The 23,950-nt window shown below is 70.0% G+C and carries 20 protein-coding genes and 1 tRNA gene; 8 read left to right on the top strand and 13 right to left on the bottom strand.

The window, feature by feature from the left end:
* Positions 1 to 190: hypothetical protein (locus VFZ39_RS12400; protein WP_330866076.1), on the bottom strand; the 190-nt coding region annotated here is incomplete at its 3' end.
* Positions 191 to 391: 201 nt separating this feature from the next.
* Here VFZ39_RS12400 and VFZ39_RS12395 point away from each other — a divergent pair.
* Positions 392 to 1,645 (top strand): HNH endonuclease signature motif containing protein, encoded by a 1,254-nt coding sequence (locus VFZ39_RS12395; RefSeq protein ID WP_330866075.1) that lies wholly within the window; start codon positions 392 to 394, stop codon positions 1,643 to 1,645.
* A 19-nt stretch (positions 1,646 to 1,664) separates the two neighbouring features.
* On the opposite strand, the gene VFZ39_RS12390 is transcribed toward VFZ39_RS12395, so the two are convergent.
* Positions 1,665 to 2,696, bottom strand: coding sequence for an AraC family transcriptional regulator (locus tag VFZ39_RS12390; protein WP_330866074.1), 1,032 nt, complete (start codon positions 2,694 to 2,696; stop codon positions 1,665 to 1,667).
* Positions 2,697 to 2,742: 46 nt separating this feature from the next.
* Here VFZ39_RS12390 and VFZ39_RS12385 point away from each other — a divergent pair, with 46 nt between their 5' ends.
* A complete protein-coding gene (locus VFZ39_RS12385; RefSeq protein ID WP_330866073.1) occupies positions 2,743 to 2,997 on the top strand; it encodes a DUF4242 domain-containing protein in 255 nt (84 codons plus the stop codon).
* 260 nt (positions 2,998 to 3,257) lie between these two features.
* On the opposite strand, the gene VFZ39_RS12380 is transcribed toward VFZ39_RS12385, so the two are convergent.
* The 6 genes from VFZ39_RS12380 to VFZ39_RS12355 all read right to left on the bottom strand — a co-directional run bounded on the left by VFZ39_RS12380 (position 3,258) and on the right by VFZ39_RS12355 (position 6,480).
* A tRNA-Ala gene (locus tag VFZ39_RS12380) sits at positions 3,258 to 3,330 on the bottom strand.
* 34 nt (positions 3,331 to 3,364) lie between these two features.
* Entirely contained in the window at positions 3,365 to 4,021 is a 657-nt protein-coding gene (locus VFZ39_RS12375; RefSeq protein ID WP_330866072.1) for a histidine phosphatase family protein, read from the bottom strand.
* Complete coding sequence (gene rsfS / locus VFZ39_RS12370) at positions 4,014 to 4,391, bottom strand: ribosome silencing factor (protein WP_330866071.1); 378 nt, start codon at positions 4,389 to 4,391, stop codon at positions 4,014 to 4,016. Before rsfS ends, VFZ39_RS12375 begins: the two co-directional genes overlap by 8 nt.
* Positions 4,388 to 4,990 carry a nicotinate-nucleotide adenylyltransferase gene (nadD, locus tag VFZ39_RS12365; protein WP_330866070.1) on the bottom strand — a complete coding sequence of 201 codons (603 nt, stop codon included), beginning with the start codon at positions 4,988 to 4,990 and terminating at the stop codon, positions 4,388 to 4,390. The genes rsfS and nadD overlap by 4 nt, the downstream gene beginning before the upstream one ends.
* A gap of 50 nt (positions 4,991 to 5,040) precedes the next feature.
* Positions 5,041 to 5,202, bottom strand: coding sequence for a hypothetical protein (locus VFZ39_RS12360; RefSeq protein WP_330866069.1), 162 nt, complete (start codon positions 5,200 to 5,202; stop codon positions 5,041 to 5,043).
* Positions 5,203 to 5,220: 18 nt separating this feature from the next.
* The gene (locus tag VFZ39_RS12355) at positions 5,221 to 6,480 is read right to left on the bottom strand and encodes a glutamate-5-semialdehyde dehydrogenase (protein WP_330866068.1); all 1,260 of its coding nucleotides are present in this window, start codon (positions 6,478 to 6,480) and stop codon (positions 5,221 to 5,223) included.
* A gap of 91 nt (positions 6,481 to 6,571) precedes the next feature.
* On the opposite strand from VFZ39_RS12355, the gene VFZ39_RS12350 reads away from it, so the two are divergent.
* Positions 6,572 to 8,059 carry a lysyl oxidase family protein gene (locus VFZ39_RS12350; protein WP_330866067.1) on the top strand — a complete coding sequence of 496 codons (1,488 nt, stop codon included), beginning with the start codon at positions 6,572 to 6,574 and terminating at the stop codon, positions 8,057 to 8,059.
* Positions 8,060 to 8,099: 40 nt separating this feature from the next.
* Here VFZ39_RS12350 and VFZ39_RS12345 read toward each other — a convergent pair whose 3' ends face one another.
* From VFZ39_RS12345 to VFZ39_RS12330, 4 genes are all read right to left on the bottom strand, one after another.
* A complete protein-coding gene (locus VFZ39_RS12345) occupies positions 8,100 to 9,059 on the bottom strand; it encodes an electron transfer flavoprotein subunit alpha/FixB family protein (RefSeq protein WP_330866066.1) in 960 nt (319 codons plus the stop codon).
* Positions 9,060 to 9,073: 14 nt separating this feature from the next.
* Positions 9,074 to 9,973, bottom strand: coding sequence for an electron transfer flavoprotein subunit beta/FixA family protein (locus VFZ39_RS12340; protein WP_330866065.1), 900 nt, complete (start codon positions 9,971 to 9,973; stop codon positions 9,074 to 9,076).
* A gap of 103 nt (positions 9,974 to 10,076) precedes the next feature.
* Positions 10,077 to 10,427, bottom strand: coding sequence for a hypothetical protein (locus tag VFZ39_RS12335; protein WP_330866064.1), 351 nt, complete (start codon positions 10,425 to 10,427; stop codon positions 10,077 to 10,079).
* Entirely contained in the window at positions 10,424 to 11,203 is a 780-nt protein-coding gene (locus tag VFZ39_RS12330) for an enoyl-CoA hydratase/isomerase family protein (protein WP_330866063.1), read from the bottom strand. The genes VFZ39_RS12335 and VFZ39_RS12330 overlap by 4 nt, the downstream gene beginning before the upstream one ends.
* 85 nt (positions 11,204 to 11,288) lie before the next feature.
* Between VFZ39_RS12330 and glgX the strand changes: the two genes are divergently transcribed.
* Positions 11,289 to 13,427 carry a glycogen debranching protein GlgX gene (gene glgX / locus VFZ39_RS12325; RefSeq protein WP_330866062.1) on the top strand — a complete coding sequence of 713 codons (2,139 nt, stop codon included), beginning with the start codon at positions 11,289 to 11,291 and terminating at the stop codon, positions 13,425 to 13,427.
* A gap of 177 nt (positions 13,428 to 13,604) precedes the next feature.
* On the opposite strand, the gene glgP is transcribed toward glgX, so the two are convergent.
* On the bottom strand, positions 13,605 to 16,178 hold the full coding sequence (gene glgP / locus VFZ39_RS12320; RefSeq protein ID WP_330866061.1) for an alpha-glucan family phosphorylase: 2,574 nt from the start codon (positions 16,176 to 16,178) through the stop codon (positions 13,605 to 13,607).
* A 296-nt stretch (positions 16,179 to 16,474) separates the two neighbouring features.
* Here glgP and VFZ39_RS12315 point away from each other — a divergent pair, with 296 nt between their 5' ends.
* Genes VFZ39_RS12315 through glgB form a run of 4 tightly spaced genes read left to right on the top strand, consistent with a single transcriptional unit; the run spans position 16,475 to position 23,866 of the window.
* Positions 16,475 to 18,460 (top strand): alpha-1,4-glucan--maltose-1-phosphate maltosyltransferase, encoded by a 1,986-nt coding sequence (locus VFZ39_RS12315; RefSeq protein WP_414690288.1) that lies wholly within the window; start codon positions 16,475 to 16,477, stop codon positions 18,458 to 18,460.
* Positions 18,457 to 20,184, top strand: a complete 1,728-nt coding sequence (treS, locus tag VFZ39_RS12310) for a maltose alpha-D-glucosyltransferase (RefSeq protein WP_330866059.1) — start codon at positions 18,457 to 18,459, stop codon at positions 20,182 to 20,184. The genes VFZ39_RS12315 and treS overlap by 4 nt, the downstream gene beginning before the upstream one ends.
* Complete coding sequence (locus VFZ39_RS12305) at positions 20,181 to 21,623, top strand: maltokinase N-terminal cap-like domain-containing protein (protein ID WP_330866058.1); 1,443 nt, start codon at positions 20,181 to 20,183, stop codon at positions 21,621 to 21,623. Before treS ends, VFZ39_RS12305 begins: the two co-directional genes overlap by 4 nt.
* On the top strand, positions 21,620 to 23,866 hold the full coding sequence (glgB, locus tag VFZ39_RS12300) for a 1,4-alpha-glucan branching protein GlgB (RefSeq protein ID WP_414690287.1): 2,247 nt from the start codon (positions 21,620 to 21,622) through the stop codon (positions 23,864 to 23,866). The genes VFZ39_RS12305 and glgB overlap by 4 nt, the downstream gene beginning before the upstream one ends.
* Positions 23,867 to 23,950 lie beyond the last annotated feature (84 nt).

Raw genomic sequence — 23,950 nt, 5'->3', positions numbered from 1 at the left:
AGCCGTCAGCGGCGGAGCCACCCCAGCCGATCACCGGCTCCTCGTCGTACTCCGCGGCAAGGGATCGGAGAAGGGTAGGCACGTCGTCGGCCGTCGATCCACCCGGAAGCCCTACGACGTAGGTGCCTGCGACGTGTTCCCCCTGGGGGACATCTTGGGTCGTCAAGTCGATGGCGACCGCTCCGTCCATAGGGACGGCGGAGAGGCCGGTGCTGGTAGCCGCTCCGAAAGCGGCAACCGTGGCGTCGGGTTCGAAGGCGCGCAACGCGACGGTGGTCCTTCCGGTGGGCTGCGGCAGTTCGCCCCGCGGGGCGCGTTGGGTGCGATGAGATGGGTCAGAGCCGGCGCAGCCCCGGACGAAGGAATCGTTCGTCTGAGTTGCGGAGTTGTCATGGACCACCACACCGGCACCCATCCGCTACTGGCGTGTGCCGCGACGATGGCTGCAGCGCTGAAGGACGTCGCTGGTGTCGAGCCGGTGTTCATGACGACGGCCGAGAAGCAGGCGGCGCTGCTGGAGCTGAGCCGGGTCACCGGTCAGCTCGCCGAGCTGCGCCTGCGGGTGCTCGCAACCGCCGAGGACGTGGCCGAGGAAACCGCAGCCCGCGATGCCGCCGCGTGGTTGGCCCACCACGCTCGACTCGACCGGTCCGGGACTAGACGGGACGCCCGGCTCGCCACCGCCCTCGACCGCCGCTGGACCAGGGTGGCGGCCGGCCTGCGGGAGGGCACCGTCAACCTCGACCAGGCGCACGAGATCGTCCGGGCCCTCGACGCCCTGCCCGACGACCTGGCTGCCGAGGTCCGGACCCAAGCCGAGCAGCGGCTGGTCGAGCGGGCCGGCCAGTTCGGCCCCCGCGCGCTGCGGATCCTGGGCCGCCGGGTGCTGGAGGTGGTGGCACCCGAGGTCGCCGAGGAGCACGAGCGCAAGCGGCTGGAGAAGGAGGAGGCTGAGGCGGAGAAGGCGACCTTCTTCACCAGCCGCCGCCGCGGTGACGGGACCACCGACCTCAAGATCCGGCTCAGCGATGCCGCCGCCGATCGGCTGATGACCTACTTGGAAGCGTTCACCTCACCACGCCGTGCGTCGCGCAGCGACGGGGTAGCTTCGGATCAGCAGTCGGATGACCGCCGGCCGTACGACCAGCGGCTGGGGCATGCGTTCGTCGCGTTCTTGGAGTCCGTCGACCCGGACCGGATGCCGCTGCACGGCGGGGATGCCACCACCGTGATCATCACCCTCGACCTGGCCTCCCTGCTTTCGGGGTTGGGGGTGGCGCTGGTCGGTGACCAGCCGATCACGGCCGCCGAGGCTCGCCGGATGGCGTGCACTGCCTCGATCATCCCGATGGTTCTCGGCGGAGAGTCGGAGATCCTCGACCAGGGCCGCGCCCGCCGCCTCTTCACCCCCGCCCAGCGCAAAGCGATGGCGGTCCGAGACCGGCACTGCCGCGCCGAAGCGTGCGATGTCCCCGCCGCCTGGTGCGAGGCGCATCACGCGAACCGCCCCTGGAGCCAAGGCGGTCGAACCGACCTGTCCGACGGCGTCCTGCTCTGCAACTGGCACCACCACCGCGCCCACGACCACCGCTACGACACCCACCGTCAACCCAACGGCGACCTCAGCTTCAACCGACGTACATAGGGCCGGCGATGGCTGATCATTACCTGGTCGCCGACTGGGCCGCCACTCCCCGACGCCAGCGGCTCGGAGCCTGACCATGGGCTCGCTTGAACGCGCGGCTGAATGCTTCCTCGGAGTCGTAGCCGACGCGTCGAGCGACCACGGCGATCCCCAGGGCCGTGCTCTCGAGGAGGTCACGGGCGACGTGCATCCGCCAGCCGGCGAGGTAGCGGATCGGAGGAAGTCCGAGGACGGTGCGGAACCGCTCGTCGAGGACCGACACCGACACGTTGGCGGCCGTGGCCAGCTCCGCCACCGTCCACTTGCGGTCCGGTTGGGCGTGCATGCACGCCACGGCGGGGGCGGTCACGGGGTCGTGCAGGGCACCGAGCCAACCGCGCTCGGCTGCCGGCGCGCTGGCCAGGTGAAGCTTGAGCACCTCGCGGAGCAGCAGCTCCGGGACGTGGGTGGGCACCGTGAACCGGTCCACGTCCACCTGCGAGGTCTGCTGCACCGCGTAGTCGATGCTGGCGCGGACGAACAACCGTGCCGCGCCCGACGGCGGGCTCACCACGAACACCGGAGGCAGCGCCTTGAGCCGGGGGTCGAAGAGCGGATCGTCTGAGTCGAGGTACCCGCAGACGAGCTGGGTGGGGGCTCCGCCCTCACCGTGCCGGATCACCGGCATCTCGGCCCACGGCGGGCTCTGGATGAGCGTCCCGACCGGCACCATGGCGGCCTGGCTCGTGCCACCCATCTGATGGGTGTCGCCGTACGGCAGGACGATCACGTCGCCCGAGTCCGCCCACAGAGGCTCCGACCCCTCGACCTTGATCCAGCACCGGCCCTCGGCCACGACGTGGAAGAGGACGACTCGCTCCGAGCCGGGGGCCAGCAGCGCGGCGGCGTCCTTCGCGGGGATCGACGAATATGCCCATCCCTCGGTGTACTCGCCGCGCAGGAAAATGGCGCCGCTCAACCGGAGCCGGTCGAGTGCGGCCGACAGGGCCGGCGCGGGGTCCGGGTCAGGTACGCCGGTGCCCGAGTCATGGCCGGCCGGTCGCCACGACATGACACTGATCGTGACACAGACCGTCGCAAGAGAGAGGAACCCGCACATGCCTTTGTACATGGACATCCACGAGAACGTCCCGGCCGGGACGACGGCCGCCGACGTTGCCGGCGCACACGAGATGGACCTGAAGATCCAGGAACAGCACGGCGTCGACTACCGCAGCTATTGGGTCTCGGAGCCGGAGGGCAAGATCTTCTGCCTGGTCGAGGCACCCAGCGCCGAAGCCGCTGCCATCGTGCACCGCGAGTCGCACGGGCTGGTCGCCGACCAGCTGATCGAGGTCGTCGAAGGACGGTAGAAGACGCGGCACACGGGCCGGCCAGCTACCGCTTCCGCCCTGGATCCCTGTCCATTTGGTGCTGGCCGCCCAGGGTCCCGATGGCGCCCGACCACTGCACGGTCTCCAGCCCGCCGCGAAGGACCGTGGTCGCATCGTGGCGGGAGGTCCGGAGGGCGCGCACCGGTCATCCAGACCCCCGACCTCTGCATGCCATTGCCCAGAATGACCGAGCCGCTACCAGCTGCGCCCGGCGCTACCTGATGCGGTGCTGAACTCGGTGGAGCTGAGGGGACTCGAACCCCTGACCCTCTGCATGCCATGCAGATGCGCTACCAGCTGCGCCACAGCCCCGAGTGGGTGCTGCCCGAAGGCAACTCGCGGAATACTAACGGGCGCGGCCGGGCGCGGCGAAATCCGGGTGGACGTTCCACGAGTGGAGCCGCATCGCACCGGGTCCCGGCACCTCGTCCAGCACGGCGAGCGCACAGTTGACCAGGGTCCGGAGCGAGTCGGCCGCCTCGTCGCCCCATCCGAGCAGTCTCGCGACCGCGAGCCGCAGGCACGCGCCATGCGAGACCACGACGGCGGTCTCGCCGGGTGCGAGAACGGCTAGCAGCTCGTCGTACGCCGGCATCATCCGGGCCAGTACGTCCTGCGGCGTCTCCGCCCCGGCCAGCCCTTCGTGCTGCGCCTGGAACCGGACGCCGGCCTCATCGAAGGTCAGCCCGGTCCGCTCCCCCACGTCGAACTCGCGGAGCCGGGCGTCCAGGCGCGCGACCAGTCCGGTCTCCTTCTCGACGTACGCCGCCGTCTGCCTGGCACGCGCGAGGTCCGACGACCACAGCAGGCTCGGCCCGAAGCGAGCCAGCGTCGGTGCCACTGCCGCGGCCTGCCCGTGGCCGACCTCGTCGAGCTCGACGTCTGCGTGCCCTTGGAAGCGGCGCTCGGCGTTCCACGCGGTCTGTCCGTGCCGGACCAGGACCAGCCGGCGCGGTGCGCCCCGGGGTTTCGCGGGCTGCTCGAAACCTGGCACCTCAGGCACCGGGCGAGGTCACGTCCGCTGGAAGCGGAATGGTGGGGCAGTCGCGCCACAGCCGCTCCAGCGCGTAGAACTCGCGCTCCTCCTCGTGCTGGACATGCACGACGATGTCGCCGTAGTCGATCAGCACCCAGCGGCCGTCACGCTCGCCCTCGCGGCGGATCGGCTTCGCCCCGGTCTCGCGCAGCTTGTCCTCGACCTCGTCGACGATCGCCTTGACCTGCCGGTCGTTGCTGCCTGAGGCGATCACGAAGGCGTCGGTGATCGCCAGCTGGTCGCTGACGTCGAAGGCGATGATGTCGGTGGCGAGCTTCTCGGACGCCGCGCGCGCGGCGGTGGTGACGAGCTCGACGGCTCGTTCGGTGGCGGTCATGCTGCTCCGGTGTCGTGTGGTGAGATGTGGGGTCTGTAGAGGCCGTGCTTGGCGATGTACTGAACCACGCCGTCCGGCACGAGGTACCAGACGGGCTCACCCGCCGTCGCGCGCTCGCGGCAGTCGGTCGAGGAGATAGCGAGGGCCGGGATCTCCACCAACGTCACTCGCTCGGTCGGGATTCCCTCGAGCGTTGCGGCGTCCATCTCGTACCCCGGTCGCGTGCACCCCACGAACTGTGCGAGCTCGAAGAGCTGCGCTGCGTCACGCCAGGTGAAGATGTCGGCCAGCGCATCGGCGCCGGTGATGAAGTAGAGCTCGGTGTCCGGGAGCTGCTCGTGCAGGTCGCGCAGTGTGTCCTTGGTGTAGGTCGGTCCGCCCCGGTCGATGTCGACCCGCGACACCGTGAACCGTGGGTTGGCGGCGGTCGCGATCACCGTCATGAGGTAGCGGTGCTCGGCCGGCGACACGGTCCGGTCCGACTTCTGCCACGGGTCGCCGGTCGGCACGAAGACGACCTCGTCGAGGTTGAACCAGGCCTGCACCTCCGATGCCGCGACCAGGTGGCCGTGGTGGATGGGGTCGAAGGTGCCTCCCATCACCCCGACCCGCCGGACGGCAGGTGAGGTGGCGGTGTCAGCGGGCGCGCTCAGCTGTGCTCGCGTCCCCCGCCGAAGGCGACCAGCGCGCCCATCAGCGCCAGGAGCAGTGCCAGGATCCCGATCCCGACGCCGTAGCTCAGCGCCGAGCTGACCTCGTTGTGGGACTCTTCGGCCGCCTGGACCAGCACCGCCTGCACGATCATCGCCATGGGGGCAGCCTACCGGTCCTAGCGGGTGTGACCGTCGCCGGTGACGACGTACTTGGTCGACGTCATCTCCGGCAGGCCCATCGGCCCCCGAGCGTGGAGCTTCTGGGTGCTGATCCCGATCTCCGCGCCGAACCCGAACTCGCTCCCGTCGGTGAACCGGGTCGACGCGTTGACCAGGACGACGGCGGAGTCGACCGCGGCCACGAACCGCCGGGCGGCCCCCTGGTCGGCGGTCACGATCGCGTCGCTGTGACCGCTGGAGTGGCGGTGGACGTGCTCGATCGCCGCCTCGAGGTCGGGCACGACGGCGGCGGAGATGTCGAAGGAGAGGTACTCGCGGTCCCAGTCCTCGTCGGTGGCGGGCACCACGCCGTCGTACGCCGCGAACGACTCGTCACCGTGGATCGTCACGCCCGCCTCCTGGAGCGCCGGGACCACCGTCGGCAGGAACGCGTCCGCGACCGCCGCGTGGACCAGGAGTGACTCGGCTGCATTGCACACGCTGGTCCGCTGGGTCTTGGCGTTGAGGACGATCGCCAGCGCACGGTCGAGGTCGGCAGCACCGTCGACGTAGACGTGGCAGTTGCCCACACCGGTCTCGATCACCGGAACCGTCGACTCCTCGACGACCGACCGGATCAGCCCGGCGCCGCCCCGCGGGACGAGGACGTCGACCAGCCCGCGGGCCCGCATCAGCTCCTTGACGCTGTCGTGCCCGTCACCCGGGACCAGCTGCACCACGTCGGGATCCAGACCGGTCCGCTCGGCCGCACGACGCAGCACGTCGACGATCGCGGCGTTGGACGACCGGGCACTCGACGAGCCGCGCAGCAGCACGGCGTTGCCGGACTTCAGGCAGATCCCGGCCGCGTCGGCCGTGACGTTCGGACGCGCCTCGTAGATCATCCCCACCACGCCGAACGGCACCCTGACCTGACGCAGCTCCAACCCGTTGGCGAGCGTGCTCCCGCGCACCACCTCGCCCACCGGGTCCGGCAGACCGGCCACCTCCCGCAGGCCCTGCGCCATCCCGGAGACGCGGTCGGGTGAGAGCCGGAGCCGGTCGAGGATGTTGGTCGGCGTCCCGGCCGCCTCCGCGCGCGAGACGTCCTCGGCGTTGGCCGCGAGCACCGCGTCGGTGGCAGCCTCGAGGTCCTCGGCCATGGCGAGCAGCGCGGTGTCCTTCTCGGCCCGCGTCGCCAGTGCGAGGGCCCGTGACGCGGTCCTGGCGCGCTGCGCCACCACCCGCACCTCGGTCTCGCCGGACGCATTCGCCATGAATTCAGGGTACGGCGGCAACCGATTCGCGGTCCGCCGCGTCCAGGTAGGTGAACGGGGGCATCGGGCCCTCATGCGGCGAAGGACTCCCATGCAGCTTCGATCACTCCTGGCCACCGGCCTGGCCGTGTCCATCACGGCCGTCGGACTCGCGGCCACCCAGCACACGGCGGGCGCCGACGAGCCGGCCCCGCTCCCCGACTCGGCGATCGCACTGACCGCGCCGAAGAAGGTCATCGCGTACGGGTATCGCGGGAGGATCTACTCCGGCCTCGGGCTCCGTCTGGTCGCCGGGGACGCCCCGGTCGAGATCTGGAGCAAACGAGAGTCCTACGACGACCCGATCACCAGCGTGTGGCGCACGGAGGGTGGAGATGTGCCGCTGCCGGCAGGCGCGAACCGGGGCTTTCGCGGCTTGAAGAAGTTCGCCCGGCTGAAGATCACCCGGGTGGCGGACGGCGCGGTCATGCTGAACAAGGCGGTGCAGGTCTGCCTCAACGGCAGCTCACAGCGCATCCACCCCGGCGCACCGGCCCGCTCGCCCTACCCGTGGGGCTGCCCCTGGAACAGCTACACGGTCGGCTCGGTCATGGGCATCGAGTCCGGCTGGTCCACTTCCATGCTCGACGAGTGGCGTCGCTTCAGGCTGCCCAAGGGCCGCTACGACGTCGAGGCCAGCATCTCCCCGGCGTACGCCGACCTGTTCGACATCAGCCCGGAGGAGTCGGCCACCAAGACCCGGTTGGTCGTGCGTGAGGAGGAGAACTTCGAGGGCCGAGGACGTCGATCAGCTCGCCCTTCGGGCGCCTCCTCCGGCCCCGCGCTGCGCCCCGCCCCGAAGCCGACGGCGGACTTCCAGGGTGCCCTGGCAGCGGACGGTGCCCCGGACCTGCGGTCGCTGCCGGCGTTCGACATCTCGATCAACGAGAAGGGCACCGCGATCCGGTTCGCCGCGAACGTGTGGAACGGAGGCGAGGGCCCGATGGTCGTGGACGGGTTCCGCGCCGTCGGGGGCGACCACATGGACGCGTACCAGTACTTCTTCGACGGCGACGGCAACCAGACCGGCTACGACAAGGTCGGTGAGTTCCACTTCCACGAGGGCAACCACCAGCACTGGCACTTCGGTGACTTCGCGCGGTACCGGCTGCTCAACGCGGACCAGTCGCTGGCCGTCCGGTCGACCAAGGCGTCGTTCTGCCTGGCCAACACCGATGCGGTCGACTACACCATCCCGAACGCCGACTGGCAGCCGGAGAACACCGACCTGTCCAGCGACTGCGGCGGCGCCGACACGCTGTCGTTGCGGCAGGTGCTGTCGAACGGCTCCGGTGACACCTACCACCAGTACCGCACCGGCCAGGCGTTCCGGATCGGGAACCTTCCCGACGGCGACTACTACATCTCGGTCGAGGCGAACCCCGACGACCGGCGGGACGGCCGCAACCTGATCGAGGGTGACTACACCAACAACGACTCGCTGCGGAAGATCACGATCGGCACGAACAAGAAGGGCAAGCGGTGGGTGAGGGCCGAGCAGGTGGGCCAGGTCATCGAGAGGATGCCGCGGTTCTACTGAGCCACCTCGGCCCCCAGGGGCTGGCCTGGCGAATGTCAGGTCAGCCCTTGCGCTCGACGATCTTCTCGGCCGCGGTCGGGAAGACCGTGTGGAGGTCGCCGACGACGCCGAAGTCGACCAGCTCGAAGATCGGCGCCTCCTCGTCCTTGTTGACCGCCACGATCGTCTTCGAGGTCTGCATGCCGGCCCGGTGCTGGATGGCCCCGGAGATGCCGCCCGCGATGTAGAGCTGGGGCGAGACCGTCTTGCCGGTCTGACCGATCTGGAAGGAGTGCGGGATCCAGCCGGAGTCGACAGCGGCACGCGACGCGCCGACCGCGGCGCCGAGCGCGTCCGCCAGCTTCTCCACGGGCTCGAAGTTGCCGCCGGTCCCACGACCACCGGAGACCACGATCGCAGCCTCCGTCAGGTCGGGCCGGCCCGAGGCCTTGCGCGGCTGGGAGGCGACGATCTGCGCCCGCTTGGCGGCGTCCGACACGGTGACGGCGAACTGCTCGACGGCCGCGGCACCGTCGGCCTCCTCCGGGGTGGCGGAGTTGGCCTTCACGGTGATGATCGGCGTGCCGTGGGTCACCGAGGCCTTGACGGTGTAGTTGCCGGCGAACACCGACTGGGTCGTCGTACCGTCCTCGGCGACGTCGACGGCGTCGGTGATCAGGCCGGAGCCGATCTTGATCGCCAGCCGGCCCGCGATCTCGCGGCCCTCCATGGTCGAGGGGAGCAGGATCGCGGCGAGGCTGTCACCGACCTTCTCGGCCAGCTGCTGGAGCGCCTCGGCCTTGGGCGCGACGAGGTAGCCCTTGATCTGGGCGTCGTCGACGACGTAGACCTTCTCCGCGCCATACTTCTTGACCTTCTCGGCCACCGCGGCGCCCTGGTCGCCACTGCCGATGAACACGGCGGCGGGCTCACCGAGGCGACGGGCGATGGTGAGCAGCTCGTACGTCGGCTTCTTGACCTCGCCGTCGGCGTGGTCGATCAGTACCAGGACCTCAGACATCAGCTGACCTCTCCTCAGATGAATTTCTTGGCAGCGAGGAAGTCGGTCAGCGCAGCGGCGCCGGACCCGTCCTCGTCGGTGACGATCTCGCCGGCGGTGCGAGGCGGGCGCTCGGTCGTCTCCGTGACCTCGGTCCACGCAGCCGACAGCCCGACGTCACCAGGGTCGACGCCCAGGTCGCCGAGGCTGTAGGTCTCCAGCGGCTTCTTCTTCGCCGCCATGATCCCCTTGAACGAGGGGTAGCGCGCCTCGCCGGACTGGTCGGTCACGGAGATCACCAGCGGCATGGTGGCGCCCACGACGTCGGTCGCCACGTCGCCGTCGCGCTTGATCCGGACCTGGTCGCCCTGCGTCTCCACGACCGACGCGAACGTCACCTGCGGCAGGTCGAGCCGCTCGGCCAGCATCGCGGGCACCACGCTCATCACACCGTCGGTCGACGCCATGCCGCACATGACGAGGTCGACCTTCCCGCTGTCGAGGCCGGCGCCGATCTTCTCGACCGCCTTGGCCAGCACCAGGCTGGTCGCGACCGCGTCCGAGCCGGCGATCGCCTCGTCGGTCACGTGAACGCCGGAGTCGACGCCCATCTGCAGCGCCTTGCGGACCGCGTCGACACCCTTCTCCGGACCGACGCAGAGGGCGATCACGTGGGTGTCGTCGGGAGTCTCGGACCTCTCCTTGATCTGGAGCGCCTGCTCCACGGCGTACTCGTCGAGCTCCGACAGCAGACCGTCGACGCCCTCACGGTCCACCGTCTTGTCGGACTCGAAGTGCCGGTCAGCGGTCGCGTCGGGTACGTACTTCACACAGACGACGATGTTCATGGTTCCGGTCATGGTTGTGGCCCGGAGGGGCCCCTCCTGTTTGATCTCGAGGCGGTCGCCGAGTGCGCCACCTCCGTCCGAGGTCATGTCGTGCCTGCGAGGCTACTCGCGAGGAACCTGGCCCCGGTACGTGGGCGGCGGTGGCATCAGTCACAACGCCACGGGACGTGGCGCGGATCACCCAGCCGGCTCAGGGCCGGATCACACGGTCGACGATCCGCCCGACCACGAGGTAGGCGATCGCGCCGATCCCCCAGTTGAACAAGGCGTTCTTGGTCTCGGCGTTGGCGCCGCTGAACTGCTTGATGCCGTTGTCGCGGGAGAACACGCCGAGGTCGACGGCGTCGGCGCCGTCGAGCACGAACGCGACCAGCGGGTTGTCGACGTTGGCCTCCAGCGCGACCAGCAGTGCCCCGACCGCGAGAAACAGGGCACACACGACGAACAGCAGCCAGACCAGCTGCGCGATCCGGATCCGAACCTTCGTGAGGGCCGACGGGCTGTCCGGGCCGGCCTTCTTGTCGGGCCCAGGCGTGGTCACCGGCCGACGAACCGGGCCTTGCCCGGCCCGTTCTCGACGAAGGACTCCATCCCGATCGTCCGGTCCTCGGTGGCGAAGAGGGCGGCGAACTGCTGCCGCTCGATCTCCAGCCCGGTCTCGAGGTCGACCTCGCTGCCGCGGTCGATGCACTCCTTGGCGGCCCTCACGGCGTACGTCGCGGCTCCGGCGAACTGCCGTGCCCAGGCGACCGCCTCGTCGTACACCTGCTCCGCCGGTACCACCCGGTCGACCAACCCGATGGCCAGCGCCTCCTCGGCCGGAACGAACCGGCCCGTGAAGACGAGGTCCTTGGCCTTGCTAGGCCCGACCAGCCTGGTGAGTCGCTGCGTGCCGCCGGCGCCCGGGATGATCCCGAGCTGGATCTCCGGCTGGCCGAGGACCGCGGTGTCGGCGGCGAACCGGACGTCCGCACACAGCGCGAGTTCGCAGCCGCCGCCGAGCGCATAGCCGGTGATCGCGGCCACGACCGGCTTCGGGATCTTGGCCACGGCGCTGAACGACGACTGGAGCTTGCCCGAGCGCCTGACCATGTCCGTGTAGGACATGTCCGCCATCTCCTTGATGTCGGCACCCGCAGCGAACACCCGCTCGCCGCCGTAGACGACCACGGCCTTGATGTCGTCGCGCTCGGCCGCTTCGTGCGCCACTGCTCGGATCTCCTCCTGCACCTGGGCGTTGAGGGCGTTCATCTTCGGTCGGTCGAGCCGGATCGTGCCGACTCCCTCGGCGACCTCGAGACGCACGAACTCCGACATCGGTCCTCCTCTGGTTCATCACGGTGGTGGCGACGAGCGTATCCACGCGCGGCCGGTCGCCCGCCATGGGCTTGAATGGGTCGCTGTGAGTCTCTCCCCTTGGCGCTGGCAGCACCCCGACGAGACCGCACCCGTGTGGCCGGGGTTCCACCAGCGGCTCGGCGCCACCTGGACGTCCGAGTCGACCAACTTCGCGATCTGGTCGCCCGAGGCCACGTCGATGTGGGTATGCCTGTTCGACGACGACGGCACCGAGACCCGGCACCAGCTCACCGAGCACACGCTCGGCGTCTGGCACGGCGCTGTCCCAGGCGTGCCGGTCGGTCAGCGGTACGGCTTCCGGGCCGACGGGCCCTGGGAGCCCGACCGCGGTCGCCGCTTCAACCCGGAGAAGCTGCTGCTCGACCCCTACGCGCTGGCGATCAGCGGGGACCTGGTCGACGGGCCCGACCCGCTGCCGTACGACGTCGACGACCCCGACGAGCGCAGCGAGGTCGACTCCGCTACGGCGATGCCGCGATCGGTGGTCGTGTACGACGAGTTCGCCTGGGGCGACGACCGGCGGCTGCGCACCCGGTGGCGCGACACCGTGATCTACGAGCTGCACGTCAAGGGGTTCACGAAGCTGCACAACGAGATACCCGAGCACCTGCGCGGCACGTACGCCGGGCTCGGCAGCCACACCGTGACGCGCTACCTGAACGACCTGGGGGTCACGGCGGTCGAGCTGTTGCCGGTGCACCACTTCTTCACCGAGCCCGGCGTTGCCGACCGGGGGCTGGTCAACTACTGGGGATACAACTCGGTGGGCTACTTCGCTCCGCATGCGGCGTACTCCTCCGCAGGGGACCGGGGCGAGCAGGTCACCGAGTTCAAGCAGATGGTGAAGAACTTCCACGAGGCCGGCATCGAGGTGATCCTCGACGTCGTCTACAACCACACGGCGGAGGGCGGCCGGGAGGGACCGACGTACTCCTTCCGCGGCCTCGACGACCTCGGCTACTACAAGCGGGTCGGCCCCGACACCGACACCTACTGGGACGTGACCGGCTGCGGCAACACCGTCGACGCCGCCAACGTCGGCGCGCTGCGGCTGATCCTCGACTCGCTGCGCTACTGGGTCACGGAGATGCGCGTCGACGGGTTCCGGTTCGACCTCGCGTCGGCGCTGGCGCGGACCGGCCACGACATCGACATGCGCGGGGCCTTCCTCACCACGATCAGCCAGGACCCGGTGCTCCGGCACGTGAAGCTGATCGCCGAGCCGTGGGACGCCTCGATGGACGGCTACCTGGTCGGCTCCTTCCCCCCGCCGTGGGTGGAGTGGAACGACCGGTACCGCGACACGGTGCGCGACTTCTGGCGCGGTGAGCCGGGGGTGCGCGAGCTGGCCAGCCGGATGGCGGGCTCCTCGGACCTGTACGCCGACGACGGCCGCTCGCCGTACGCGTCGGTGAACTTCGTGACGGCCCACGACGGGTTCACCGTCCGCGACCTGGTCTCGTACGAGTCGAAGCACAACGAGGACAACGGCGAGGGCAACCGCGACGGCACCGACAACAACCGGTCGTGGAACCACGGGGTCGAGGGCGAGACCGACGACCCGGAGATCCAGGCGCTGCGGCGCCGGCAGGCGGCCAACATCATGGTCACGCTGTGCCTCTCGAGCGGCTCCCCGATGCTCACCGCGGGTGACGAGCGCGGCCGGACCCAGCGCGGCAACAACAACGCCTACTGCCAGGACAACGAGATCTCCTGGGTCGACTGGCGCCCCGACGACGCGTGGCTGGACGTCTACGAGATCGTGAAGGCGGCGCTCCGGCTGCGGCGCGAGCACCCCGCGCTGCGGCAGCGGCACCACTTCGCCGGCGCGCCCACCATCGAGGGCGGCCCCAAGGACCTCGCCTGGCTGCATCCCGAGGGCCACGAGATGACCGACACCGACTGGCACGACGACGCGCTGACGACGATCGGCATGTTCGTGTCCGGCGACCCGCTGCGCTCCCCCGGGCCGCGCGGCGAGCAGCAGCGCGACGCCTCGTTCGTGCTCTGGTGCAACGCCGGTCCCGACCCGGTGCAGGTGTCGCTGCCGGACAACCAGTGGGTTCGCACCGGCGAGGTCGTCCTCACCACCGACCCGGGTCTGGAGGTCGGCACCCCCGCCGTCGCCGGCGACGAGCTCACCCTGGCCTCCCGCTCGGTCCTGGTCCTCCGCCAGACCTGAAAGCGCGAGCCGTCACTTGTGCAGACATGAAAGGGCCTGAGCCGTCACTTGTGCAGGCGCGCAAGGGACCGAGGCGTCAGGTCTGCAGCATCTCAACCCGCGAAGGTGCCGGCTCGGCGGGTTTCTCACCTGCACAACTGACGGCTCGGCGGGTTTCTCACCTGCACAACTGACGGGTCAGGCGGGGAGGGCGACGACGCCGAGCTCGGCGGGCGAGGCGAGCAGGTCGTGCTTCGGGAGCACGCGCACGGTGTAGCCGAAGGCGCCGCTGCGGTTCAGCGCGACCTCGCCGTCGAACCGGTACCGGCCGCCCTGGTAGGTCTCCGCCGGAGACAGGCTCTCGATCGAGGTGTCGACCAGCTCGTCGTCAGCGTTGCTGACGCCGTGCACCAGCTGGACGTCGACGTCGTCGGGCGACAGCTCGCCGAGCGACACGAAGGCGCGGACTGAGAGCTGCGAGCCGATCTCGGGAGCGTCGCCCACGCCGCTGCTCTCGACGTGCTCGACCCGGACGCCGGACCACGCCGCGCGCACCCGCTGCTTCCACGACGACAGCTCCGCAGCGCCCCGGAAGTCGGAGTCGAGCTGGCGCCCGGTGATCGCGGCCGGAGTGTAGAGCTGGCGTACGTAGTCGCGCACCATCCGGGTCGCGAGCACCTTGGGACCGAGCGACTTCAGCGTGTGGCGCACCATCTCGAGCCAGCGGGACGGGACACCGTCGGGGCCGACGTCGTAGAAGCGCGGAGCCACCTCGTTCTCGATCAGGTCGTAGAGCGCGGTCGCCTCGAGGTCGTCACGCCGGTCGGGATCCTCGACACCGTCGGCGGACGGGATCGCCCAGCCGTTGCTGCCGTCGTACCACTCGTCCCACCAGCCATCGAGGATGGACAGGTTCAGGCCGCCGTTGAGCGCCGCTTTCATGCCGGACGTGCCGCAGGCCTCGTACGGCCGCAGCGGGTTGTTCAGCCAGACGTCGCAACCCGGGTAGAGAGGTTGCGCCATGGCGATGTCGTAGTTGGGCAGGAAGACGATCCGGTGCCGGACCTCGGGGTCGTCGGTGAACCGGACCAGCTCCTGGATCAGCTTCTTGCCGCCGTCGTCGGCCGGGTGCGACTTGCCGGCGATGACCAGCTGCACCGGTCGTTCCGGGTGGAGCAGCAGCCGCTTGAGACGCTCGGGGTCCGAGAGCATCAGCGTGAGCCGCTTGTACGACGGCACCCGGCGCGCGAAGCCGATCGTGAGCACGTCGGGGTCGAGGGCCGAGTCGATCCAGGCGAGCTCGGCCGGAGCGGAACCGCGCTTGGTCCACGACTCCGCCAGCCGCCGCCGCGCGTCGAGGATCAGCCGCTCGCGCAGCAGTCGCTTGGTCGACCACAGGTCCGGTCCGGCCACCTTGTCGACGGCCTGCCAGACCGAGTCGGCCGAGTCGGCGTCGGCACCGTGCTCCGCGGCGAGCTCGAAGACCTCGCGGCCGACCCACGTGGGCGCGTGCACCCCGTTGGTGATCGACGTGATCGGCACCTCGGCCTCGTCGAACGCCGGCCACAGCCCGTTGAACATCTCCCGGGACACGTGTCCGTGCAGCTGGGAGACGCCGTTGGCACGCTGCGCCAGGCGGAAGCCCATCACCGCCATGTTGAAGATGCTGGGGTCGCCCCCCTCGTAGTCCTCGCAGCCCAGCGCCAGGATCCGCTCCACCGGGATGCCCGGGACGGCCGAGGCGCCTCCGAAGTACTGCTCGACGAGGTCACGCGCGAACCGGTCGATGCCGGCGGGGACCGGGGTGTGCGTGGTGAAGACGGTCGAGCCGCGGCTCACCTCGAGCGCCGTGTCGAAGTCGAGCTCAGGCCCGCCCTCGACCGCCGACAGCTCGCGGATCCGCTCCAGGCCGAGGAAGCCGGCGTGGCCCTCGTTGGTGTGGAACACCTCGGGCGCGGGCGCCCCGGTGATCCGCGAGAACACCCGCAGCGCCCGGACGCCACCGATCCCGAGCAGCAGCTCCTGGCGGAGGCGGTGCTCGCTGGTGCCGCCGTACAGCCGGTCGGTGACCTCGCGGAAGTGGTCGGGGTTCTCCTCGACGTCCGTGTCGAGCAGGAGGAGGGGCACGCGACCGACCTGCGCGACCCAGATCCGGGCCGCGAGGTCGACGCCGCCCGGCATGGTGATGCGGATCGTGGCGCGCGACCCGTCGGCCTCGTGCAGCATCGAGATCGGCAGCTCGTCGGGGTCGAGCACCGGGTAGGTCTCCTCCTGCCACCCCTCCCGGGAGAGCGACTGCTGGAAGTAGCCCTGCCGGTAGAGCAGACCGACGCCCACCAGCGGGACACCGAGGTCGGAGGCCGCCTTGAGGTGGTCGCCCGCGAGGATCCCGAGGCCGCCGGAGTACTGCGGCAGCGCCGCAGCGATGCCGTACTCGGGCGAGAAGTACGCGACCGCGCGGGGGCCGTCGCCGCCGGAGCGCTGGTACCACTGGTCGTCGGTGAGGTACGCGTCCAGGTCCGCGCGGGCCGCAGCCAGCTGCTCGAGGAAGGCGGCGTCGCCCGCCAGCTCCTCCAGCCGGGTCGCGTCGACCGCACCGAGCAGCCGGACCGGGTCGTGGCCGGTCCGCTGCCAGATCTCGGGATCGACCGCGGCGAAGACGTCCTGGGTCGGCGGGTGCCAGGACCAGCGCAGATTGCCTGCCAGGACGCCGAGGGAAGCCAACGCCTCGGGCAGGACGGGACGGACGGTGAATCGACGGATCGCGCGCACGGCAGGACGGTAGCGCCTAAATGTGAACGATCCAACCCGACGCCGACCGCCCGACCGGCAGCTGCGGCGTGCGCCGCGTAACCGGAACGGGTCGGCGGCGTTGGGAGGAGGGACACCCGCCCGGGCACCCCCGAACCCGCTGCGGGAGCCCGGGTCCATCTCGGGAGGGCTCGCCCGGCGTACTGCGGTGCCGGGCGAGCCCTGTCGCGGCGGGCCGCGGAGACCTCGGCTTGCGTCCCCTCTCCCGATTCGCAAGTGTGGCTCGCATGGTCGGTCGGATTCCTGTCACGGATGTCATGCCCCTCGTCGACCTGGGGCGACAACCTGCGAAGGCGACCGTCGGCGAGCCGTTCCCGGTCACGGCAACCGTCTACCGCGAGGGCCACGACAAGCTGGGCGCCGAGGTCGTCCTGACCGATCCGACGGGCACCCGCCGGCCCCCCGTCAGGATGGCGAAGAACGGGGACGAACCGGACGCCTACATCGCCTGGGTGACGCCGGACGTCGAGGGCGCCTGGACGTTCGAGGTGCACTCCTGGTCAGACCCGATCGCGACCTGGCAGCACGCAGCGGGCCTGAAGATCCCGGCCGGCGTCGATGTCGAGCTGATGTTCACCGAGGGCCGGCTGCTCCTGGAGCGGGTGCTGAAGGGCCTCGGCCGCTCCGACCCCCGCGCCACAGCGCTGGTGCGCGGCGGGATCGATGCCGCCACCGACACCGGACGTCCTGCGGCGGCGCGGCTCGCGGCGATGCAGTCGCCCGACCTGATGGCCGTCCTCGCCTCGCACCCGGTGCGCGAGCTGGTCACCGTGGAGGGCCCGTTCCCGGCGTACGCCGACCGGCGGCGAGCCCTCTTCGGCAGCTGGTACGAGTTCTTCCCGCGCTCCGAGGGAGCGACGAAGGACCCGACGACGGGCGCGGTCACCAGCGGCACCTTCCGGACCGCCGCGAAACGGCTCGACGCCGTCGCGGCCATGGGCTTCGACGTGATCTACCTGCCGCCGATCCACCCGATCGGCGAGGTCAACCGCAAGGGGCCGAACAACACCCTCAACCCGGGCCCGGACGACACCGGCTCTCCCTGGGCGATCGGCAGCCGCGACGGCGGCCACGACGCCGTTCACCCTGACCTCGGGACGCTTGCCGACTTCGACGCCTTCGTCGCCCACGCCGCCTCGCTGGGGCTCGAGGTCGCGCTCGACCTTGCGCTCCAGGCCGCGCCCGACCACCCGTGGGTGACGTCCCACCCGGAGTGGTTCACCACGCGCGCCGACGGCACCATCGCGTACGCCGAGAACCCGCCGAAGAAGTACCAGGACATCTACCCCCTCAACTTCGACAACGACCCGGCGGGCATCTCGTCGGAGGTACTGCGGGTCGTCAGGCACTGGATGGACCACGGCGTGCGGATCTTCCGGGTCGACAACCCTCACACCAAGCCCGTGGCGTTCTGGGAGTGGCTGCTCCGCGAGGTCCGCACGACCGACCCCGACGTGCTGTTCCTCTCCGAGGCGTTCACCCGACCGGCGATGATGCGTGGGCTCGGCTCGATCGGGTACCACCAGTCCTACACGTACTTCACCTGGCGGACCGCCAAGGGCGAGATCGAGGACTACCTGCGCGAGCTGTCGCGCGAGACCGACCACCTGATGCGACCGAACTTCTTCGTGAACACCCCCGACATCCTCCACGCGTTCCTGCAGTACGGGGGACCGCCCGCGTTCAAGATCCGGGCCGTGCTGGCCGCGATGGGGTCCCCCAGCTGGGGCGTGTACGCCGGTTACGAGCTCTTCGAGCACGTCGCCGTGAAGCCGGGCAGCGAGGAGTACCTCGACTCCGAGAAGTACCAGATCCGGATCCGGGACTGGGAGGCCGCCGAGGCGGAGGGACGATCGCTGGCGCCGTACATCACCCGGTTGAACGAGATCCGTCGTCGACACCCCTCGCTGCAGCTGCTGCGCAACCTGACCGTCCACCCGACCGACGACGACCACGTGCTCTGCTTCTCGAAGGGTTCCTCGCCTGCCGGGAACGACGACACCGTGAACGACGACACCGTGAACGACGACACCGTGATCGTCGTGATCAACCTCGACCCGCACGCGACCCGGGAGACGATGGTTCACCTGGACCTGCCGGCGATCGGCCTGTCGTGGAACGACTCCTTCGTGGTCGACGACCAGCTCAGTGGCGAGACCTGGACCTGGGGAGAGCACAACTACGTCCGGCTGGACCCCTACGCGGAGCCGGCGCACGTCCTCTCCGTCAGGAAGCCGCGATGAGCGGAGCGGCCGAGGAGCAGACCACCCCCGGCCATGACGACCTGTCCGTCAGGCCGGAGTGGTTCAAGACCGCCGTCTTCTACGAGGTGCTGGTGCGCTCGTTCCGCGACTCCAACGCGGACGGCACCGGTGACTTCCGCGGCCTGGTCGAGAAGCTCGACTACCTGGAGTGGCTCGGCGTCGACTGTCTGTGGGTTCCGCCGTTCTTCACCTCTCCCCTGCGTGACGGCGGGTACGACGTCGCCGACTACACCGGCATCCTCCCGGAGTGCGGGACGGTGGAGGACTTCCACTTCTTCCTGGACGAGGCGCACCGCCGCGGGATCCGGGTGATCATCGACTTCGTCATGAACCACACGAGTGACGCCCACCCGTGGTTCCAGGAGTCGCGACACGACCCCGACGGTCCGTTCGGTGACTTCTACGTCTGGTCCGACACCGACGACCTCTACTCCGAGGCCCGGATCATCTTCGTCGACACCGAGCCGTCGAACTGGACCTGGGACCCGGTGCGCGGTCAGTACTACTGGCACCGGTTCTTCTACCACCAGCCCGACCTCAACTTCGACAACCCGAAGGTGCAGGAGGCGATGCTGGAGGCGATGGACTTCTGGCTCGCAATGGGGCTGGACGGGTTCCGGCTCGATGCGGTCCCCTACCTTTTCGAGCGGCCGGGCACGAACGGCGAGAACCTCCCCGAGACGCATGAGTTCCTCAAGACGGTGCGCCGCTTCGTCGACGAGAAGTACCCCGGCACGGTGCTGCTGTGCGAGGCGAACCAGTGGCCGGACGACGTCGTGGAGTACTTCGGCGACCCGTCGGTGGGCGGTGACGAGTGCCACATGGCGTTCCACTTCCCGGTGATGCCGCGCATCTTCATGGCGGTCCGCCGCGAGTCGCGGTACCCGATCTCGGAGATCATGGAGCAGACCCCGGACATCCCTGACGGCTGCCAGTGGGGCATCTTCCTGCGCAACCACGACGAGCTCACGCTCGAGATGGTGACCGACGAGGACCGCGACTACATGTGGGCGGAGTACGCCACCGACCCGCGGATGAAGGCGAACATCGGGATCCGCCGTCGGCTGGCCCCCCTGCTCGACAACGACACGAACCAGATGGAGCTGTTCACGGCCCTGCTGCTGTCGCTCCCAGGCTCGCCGGTCCTGTACTACGGCGACGAGATCGGGATGGGCGACAACATCTGGCTCGGCGACCGCGACGGCGTCCGGACGCCGATGCAGTGGACGCCGGACCGCAACGCCGGCTTCTCCGCGGCGAACCCCGGCCGGCTGCACCTGCCGCTGGTGCAGGACCCGGTCACCGGCTACCAGAGCGTGAACGTCGAGGCCCAGCTCGAGAACTCCTCGTCCCTGCTCCACTGGACTCGCCGGATCATCCATGCCCGTCGCAACCACCCGGCGTTCGGGCTCGGCACCTTCAACGACCTCGGGGGGTCCAACCCCAGCGTGCTGTCGTACGCGCGGGAGCACGTCGACCCCCAGGGCAACGCCGACGTCATCGTCTGTGTGAACAACCTGTCCCGCTTCCCGCAGCCCGTCGAGCTCGACCTGCGCCGCTGGGAGGGGCTGGTCCCCGTGGAGCTGCTCGGCTCCGTCCCCTTCCCGCCGATCGGCGAGCTGCCGTATCTCCTGACGCTCGGTGGGTACGGGTTCTACTGGTTCCGGCTCACCCGACCGACGGAGGAGGGACCAGCTTCGTGACCGACGCCCCTGTCCCCCAGGACGTGCCGCCCGACGACTCCCATGACGACGTCATGGCCGCCCTGACCGGTTTCGTGCGCGCTGCACGCTGGTTCGGCGGGAAGGGACGCCCGTTCGCCGTGACCCGCACTCGGCGTCTCGGGAGCCTCGCGACACGCGACCCGGACCGGCGCGAGCCGGTGATCGTGATCGACCTGGCCACGCTCGTCTACTCCGACGACGAGGGCGGCGAGGAGTACTACCAGCTGCCACTGGCGCTGTACTCCGAGTCGCAGTCGCACCTCGAGCACGCCCACCTCGGGCAGTGGGACGACGCCGAGCACGGCGCCGTGCACGTGTACGACGCCCTCCACGACCGGGACGCCATGGGGCTGCTCCTCGAGGCGTTCGCGCATCCTCCCGAGGGAGGAACGCTCACCTTCCACCGGCTGCCCGGCCACGACCTCGACCTCGACACCCACTCGACGCTGCTCACCGGTGAGCAGTCGAACTCCTCGGTGGCGTTCGGCGAGGACTCACTGCTGAAGGTGTTCCGCAAGGTCACGCCCGGCCGAAACCCGGACATCACCGTGCACGAGGTCCTCACGCGAGCGGAGTCCGAGCACGTGGCGGCGTTGTACGGCTGGATGGAGTCCGTCTCGCTCGTCGAGGGCGAGGTGCTGCACCTCGCCATGCTGCAGCAGTTCCTGCGGACGGCGAGCGACGGCTGGGAGCTGGCACTCGCCAGCATCCGGAACCTCTTCGCCGAGGGCGACCTCCACGCCGCGGAGGTCGGCGGCGACTTCGCTGCCGAAGCAGCCCGGCTCGGGGAGGCGCTCCGCGAGGTCCACGACGCACTGGCAGAGCACTTCCCGACGTACGTCCGCACCGCAGAGGAGCTCGCGGACCTCTCCGCGGGCATGCACAGCCGGCTCGACGCGGCGATCGAGATCGTGCCGGAGCTCGCCGAGCACGCGGCGCGACTCCGTGCGATCTTCGACCGGGTGGCCGGCCTGGCCGAGGTGCGCGTCCAGCAGATCCACGCCGACCTGCACCTCGGTCAGACGCTGCGCACGGTCAAGGGGTGGAAGATCGTGGACTTCGAGGGCGAGCCGGCCAAACCCCTGGCGGACCGGGTGCTGCCCGACTCGCCATGGCGCGACGTGGCAGGGATGCTGCGGTCCTTCGACTATGCGCCGCGGGTCGTGGAGCGCACGTTCGCCGACGCCGAGCCGATCGGGATCGACCAGCGCGCCTTCCGCGCGCACGAGTGGTCGAGCCGCAACCGGAACGCATTCCTGGCGGCGTACGCAGAGCGGCCGCTCACCCCCGACGAGGACGCGCTGCTCGCGGCGTACGTCGCGGACAAGGCTGTCTACGAGGCGGTCTACGAAGCACGCAACCGCCCGGCCTGGGTCTCCATCCCGTTGGCCGCACTCGCCGAGCTGGGAGACGCATGACCACGACACCACCACCGACACCACCACCGACACCACCGCCGACACCACGCCCGGTGCCGACCGGCGAGCTCGACCTGCTGATCGCCGGCGGGCACGGGCAACCGCACGCCGTCCTGGGGCCGCATCCGTCCGAGGACGGTGTCACGGTCCGCGCGTTCAAGCCGCTGGCGTCCTCCGTCGAGGTCGTGTACGGCGAGGAGCGCGTCGCACTGACCCACGAGCACGAGGGCGTGTGGGTCGGGGTGCTGCCCGGCACCGAGGTCCCGGGCTACAAGCTGGCCGTCGCCTACGACGGACCGACGACCGTGGTCGACGACCCCTACCGGTTCCTCCCCACCCTCGGCGAGGTCGACCTGCACCTGATCAACGAGGGACGTCACGAGAACCTGTGGCAGGTCCTGGGAGCCCGGGTGCACCACTACGAGGGGCCGCTCGGCGACAGCGTGACCGGCACGTCGTTCGCCGTGTGGGCGCCCTCGGCCCGAGGAGTGCGGGTGAAGGGCTCGTTCAACAACTGGGACGGTCGCGAGCACCCGATGCGGCAGCTCGGCACCTCGGGCGTCTGGGAGCTGTTCGTCCCCGACGTGGGTTCGGGCGCCGGCTACAAGTTCGTGGTGCTCGGCGCCGACGGCGAGTGGCGGGAGAAGGCCGACCCGATGGCCTTCCACACCGAGGTCCCTCCGGCGACGTCCTCGGTCGTCTTCGAGTCCACCTACACCTGGGACGACGACGAGTGGATGGCCCGCCGACCGACCAGCCGGCCGACCGCGGAGCCGATGTCGACCTACGAGCTCCACCTCGGCTCCTGGCGCAAGTACCACGGCGATGGGCAGAGCGGGCGTCCGATGACGTACCACGAGCTCGCGGACGAGCTGGTGCCCTACCTCACCGAGCTCGGCTTCACGCACGTCGAGTTCCTGCCGGTGATGGAGCACCCGTTCGGCGGGTCGTGGGGCTACCAGGTCACGTCGTACTACGCCCCGACCGCGCGCTTCGGCGACCCGGACGGCTTCCGACACCTCGTCGACCGGCTCCACCGGGCCGGGATCGGCGTGATCGTGGACTGGGTGCCAGCCCACTTCCCCAAGGACGAGTTCGCGCTCGCCCGCTTCGACGGGACTCCGCTGTACGAGGACCCCAACCCCGCACGCGGCGAGCACCCCGACTGGGGCACCTACATCTTCAACTTCGGTCGTCGCGAGGTCCGCAACTTCCTGGTCGCCAACGCGCTCTACTGGCTCGAGGAGTTCCACATCGACGGACTCCGGGTCGACGCGGTGGCCTCGATGCTCTACCTCGACTACTCGCGCGAGCCGGGCGAGTGGACGCCCAACGTGCACGGTGGCCGCGAGAACCTCGAAGCCGTGCAGTTCCTCCAGGAGATGAACGCGACGGTCGGCGCCCGGGTGCCGGGGGCGGTCACGATCGCCGAGGAGTCGACGTCCTGGCCCGGCGTGACGCGGCCGACGTCCGACGACGGGCTCGGCTTCTACTTCAAGTGGAACATGGGCTGGATGCACGACTCGCTGAGCTATCTGCAGCACGAACCCGTGCACCGCGGCTGGCACCACGGCGAGCTCACGTTCTCGATCGTCTACGCCTGGTCCGAGAACTACGTGCTGCCGCTCAGTCACGACGAGGTCGTCCACGGCAAGGGATCGCTCCTCCGCAAGATGCCGGGTGACCGCTGGCAGCAGCTCGCGAACCTGCGCGCCTACCTCGCCTTCATGTGGGCGCACCCCGGCAAGCAGCTGATCTTCATGGGGGTCGAGCTGGGTCAGGAGTCGGAATGGGCCGAGGCCCGCGAGCTCGACTGGTGGCTGCTCGACCACCCGGAGCACCGTGGCGTGCAGTCCCTGGTGCGGGACCTCAACCGCGTCTACCGCGAGACGCCCGCGCTCTGGTCACGCGACGACGACCCCGAGGGGTTCTCGTGGATCGACGCGAACGACGCCCCCCGCAACGTCTTCTCCTTCCTCCGCCGCGGCGCCGGGGACGATGCCGGTCCTGGTGAGGATCTGGTCTGCGTCGCCAACTTCGCCGCCCAGCCGCACGAGGGCTACCGGCTGTCGCTGCCCGCTGCCGGCACGTGGGAGGAGGTCGTCAACACCGACGCGCAGTCCTACACCGGCTCCGGGGTCGGCAACCTGGGCTCGGTGACCGCCACCGGGGAGGCCGACGGCGCCTACGCCGACCTCGTGCTGCCTCCGCTCGCGACCATCTGGCTGCGACACCGTTCCTGAGACGCGGCGTGTGCCTGAGAGTGCGCCATGGCGCACTGTTGTGTCTCAGGACATCGCGGACACATATGTCTCAGGACTTCGCGG

This window comes from Nocardioides sp., assembly GCF_036374615.1.
Classification (GTDB): domain Bacteria; phylum Actinomycetota; class Actinomycetes; order Propionibacteriales; family Nocardioidaceae; genus Nocardioides.
The sequence above is the reverse complement of the archived record's forward strand: the minus strand, read 5'-3'. Positions and strand labels throughout refer to the sequence as shown.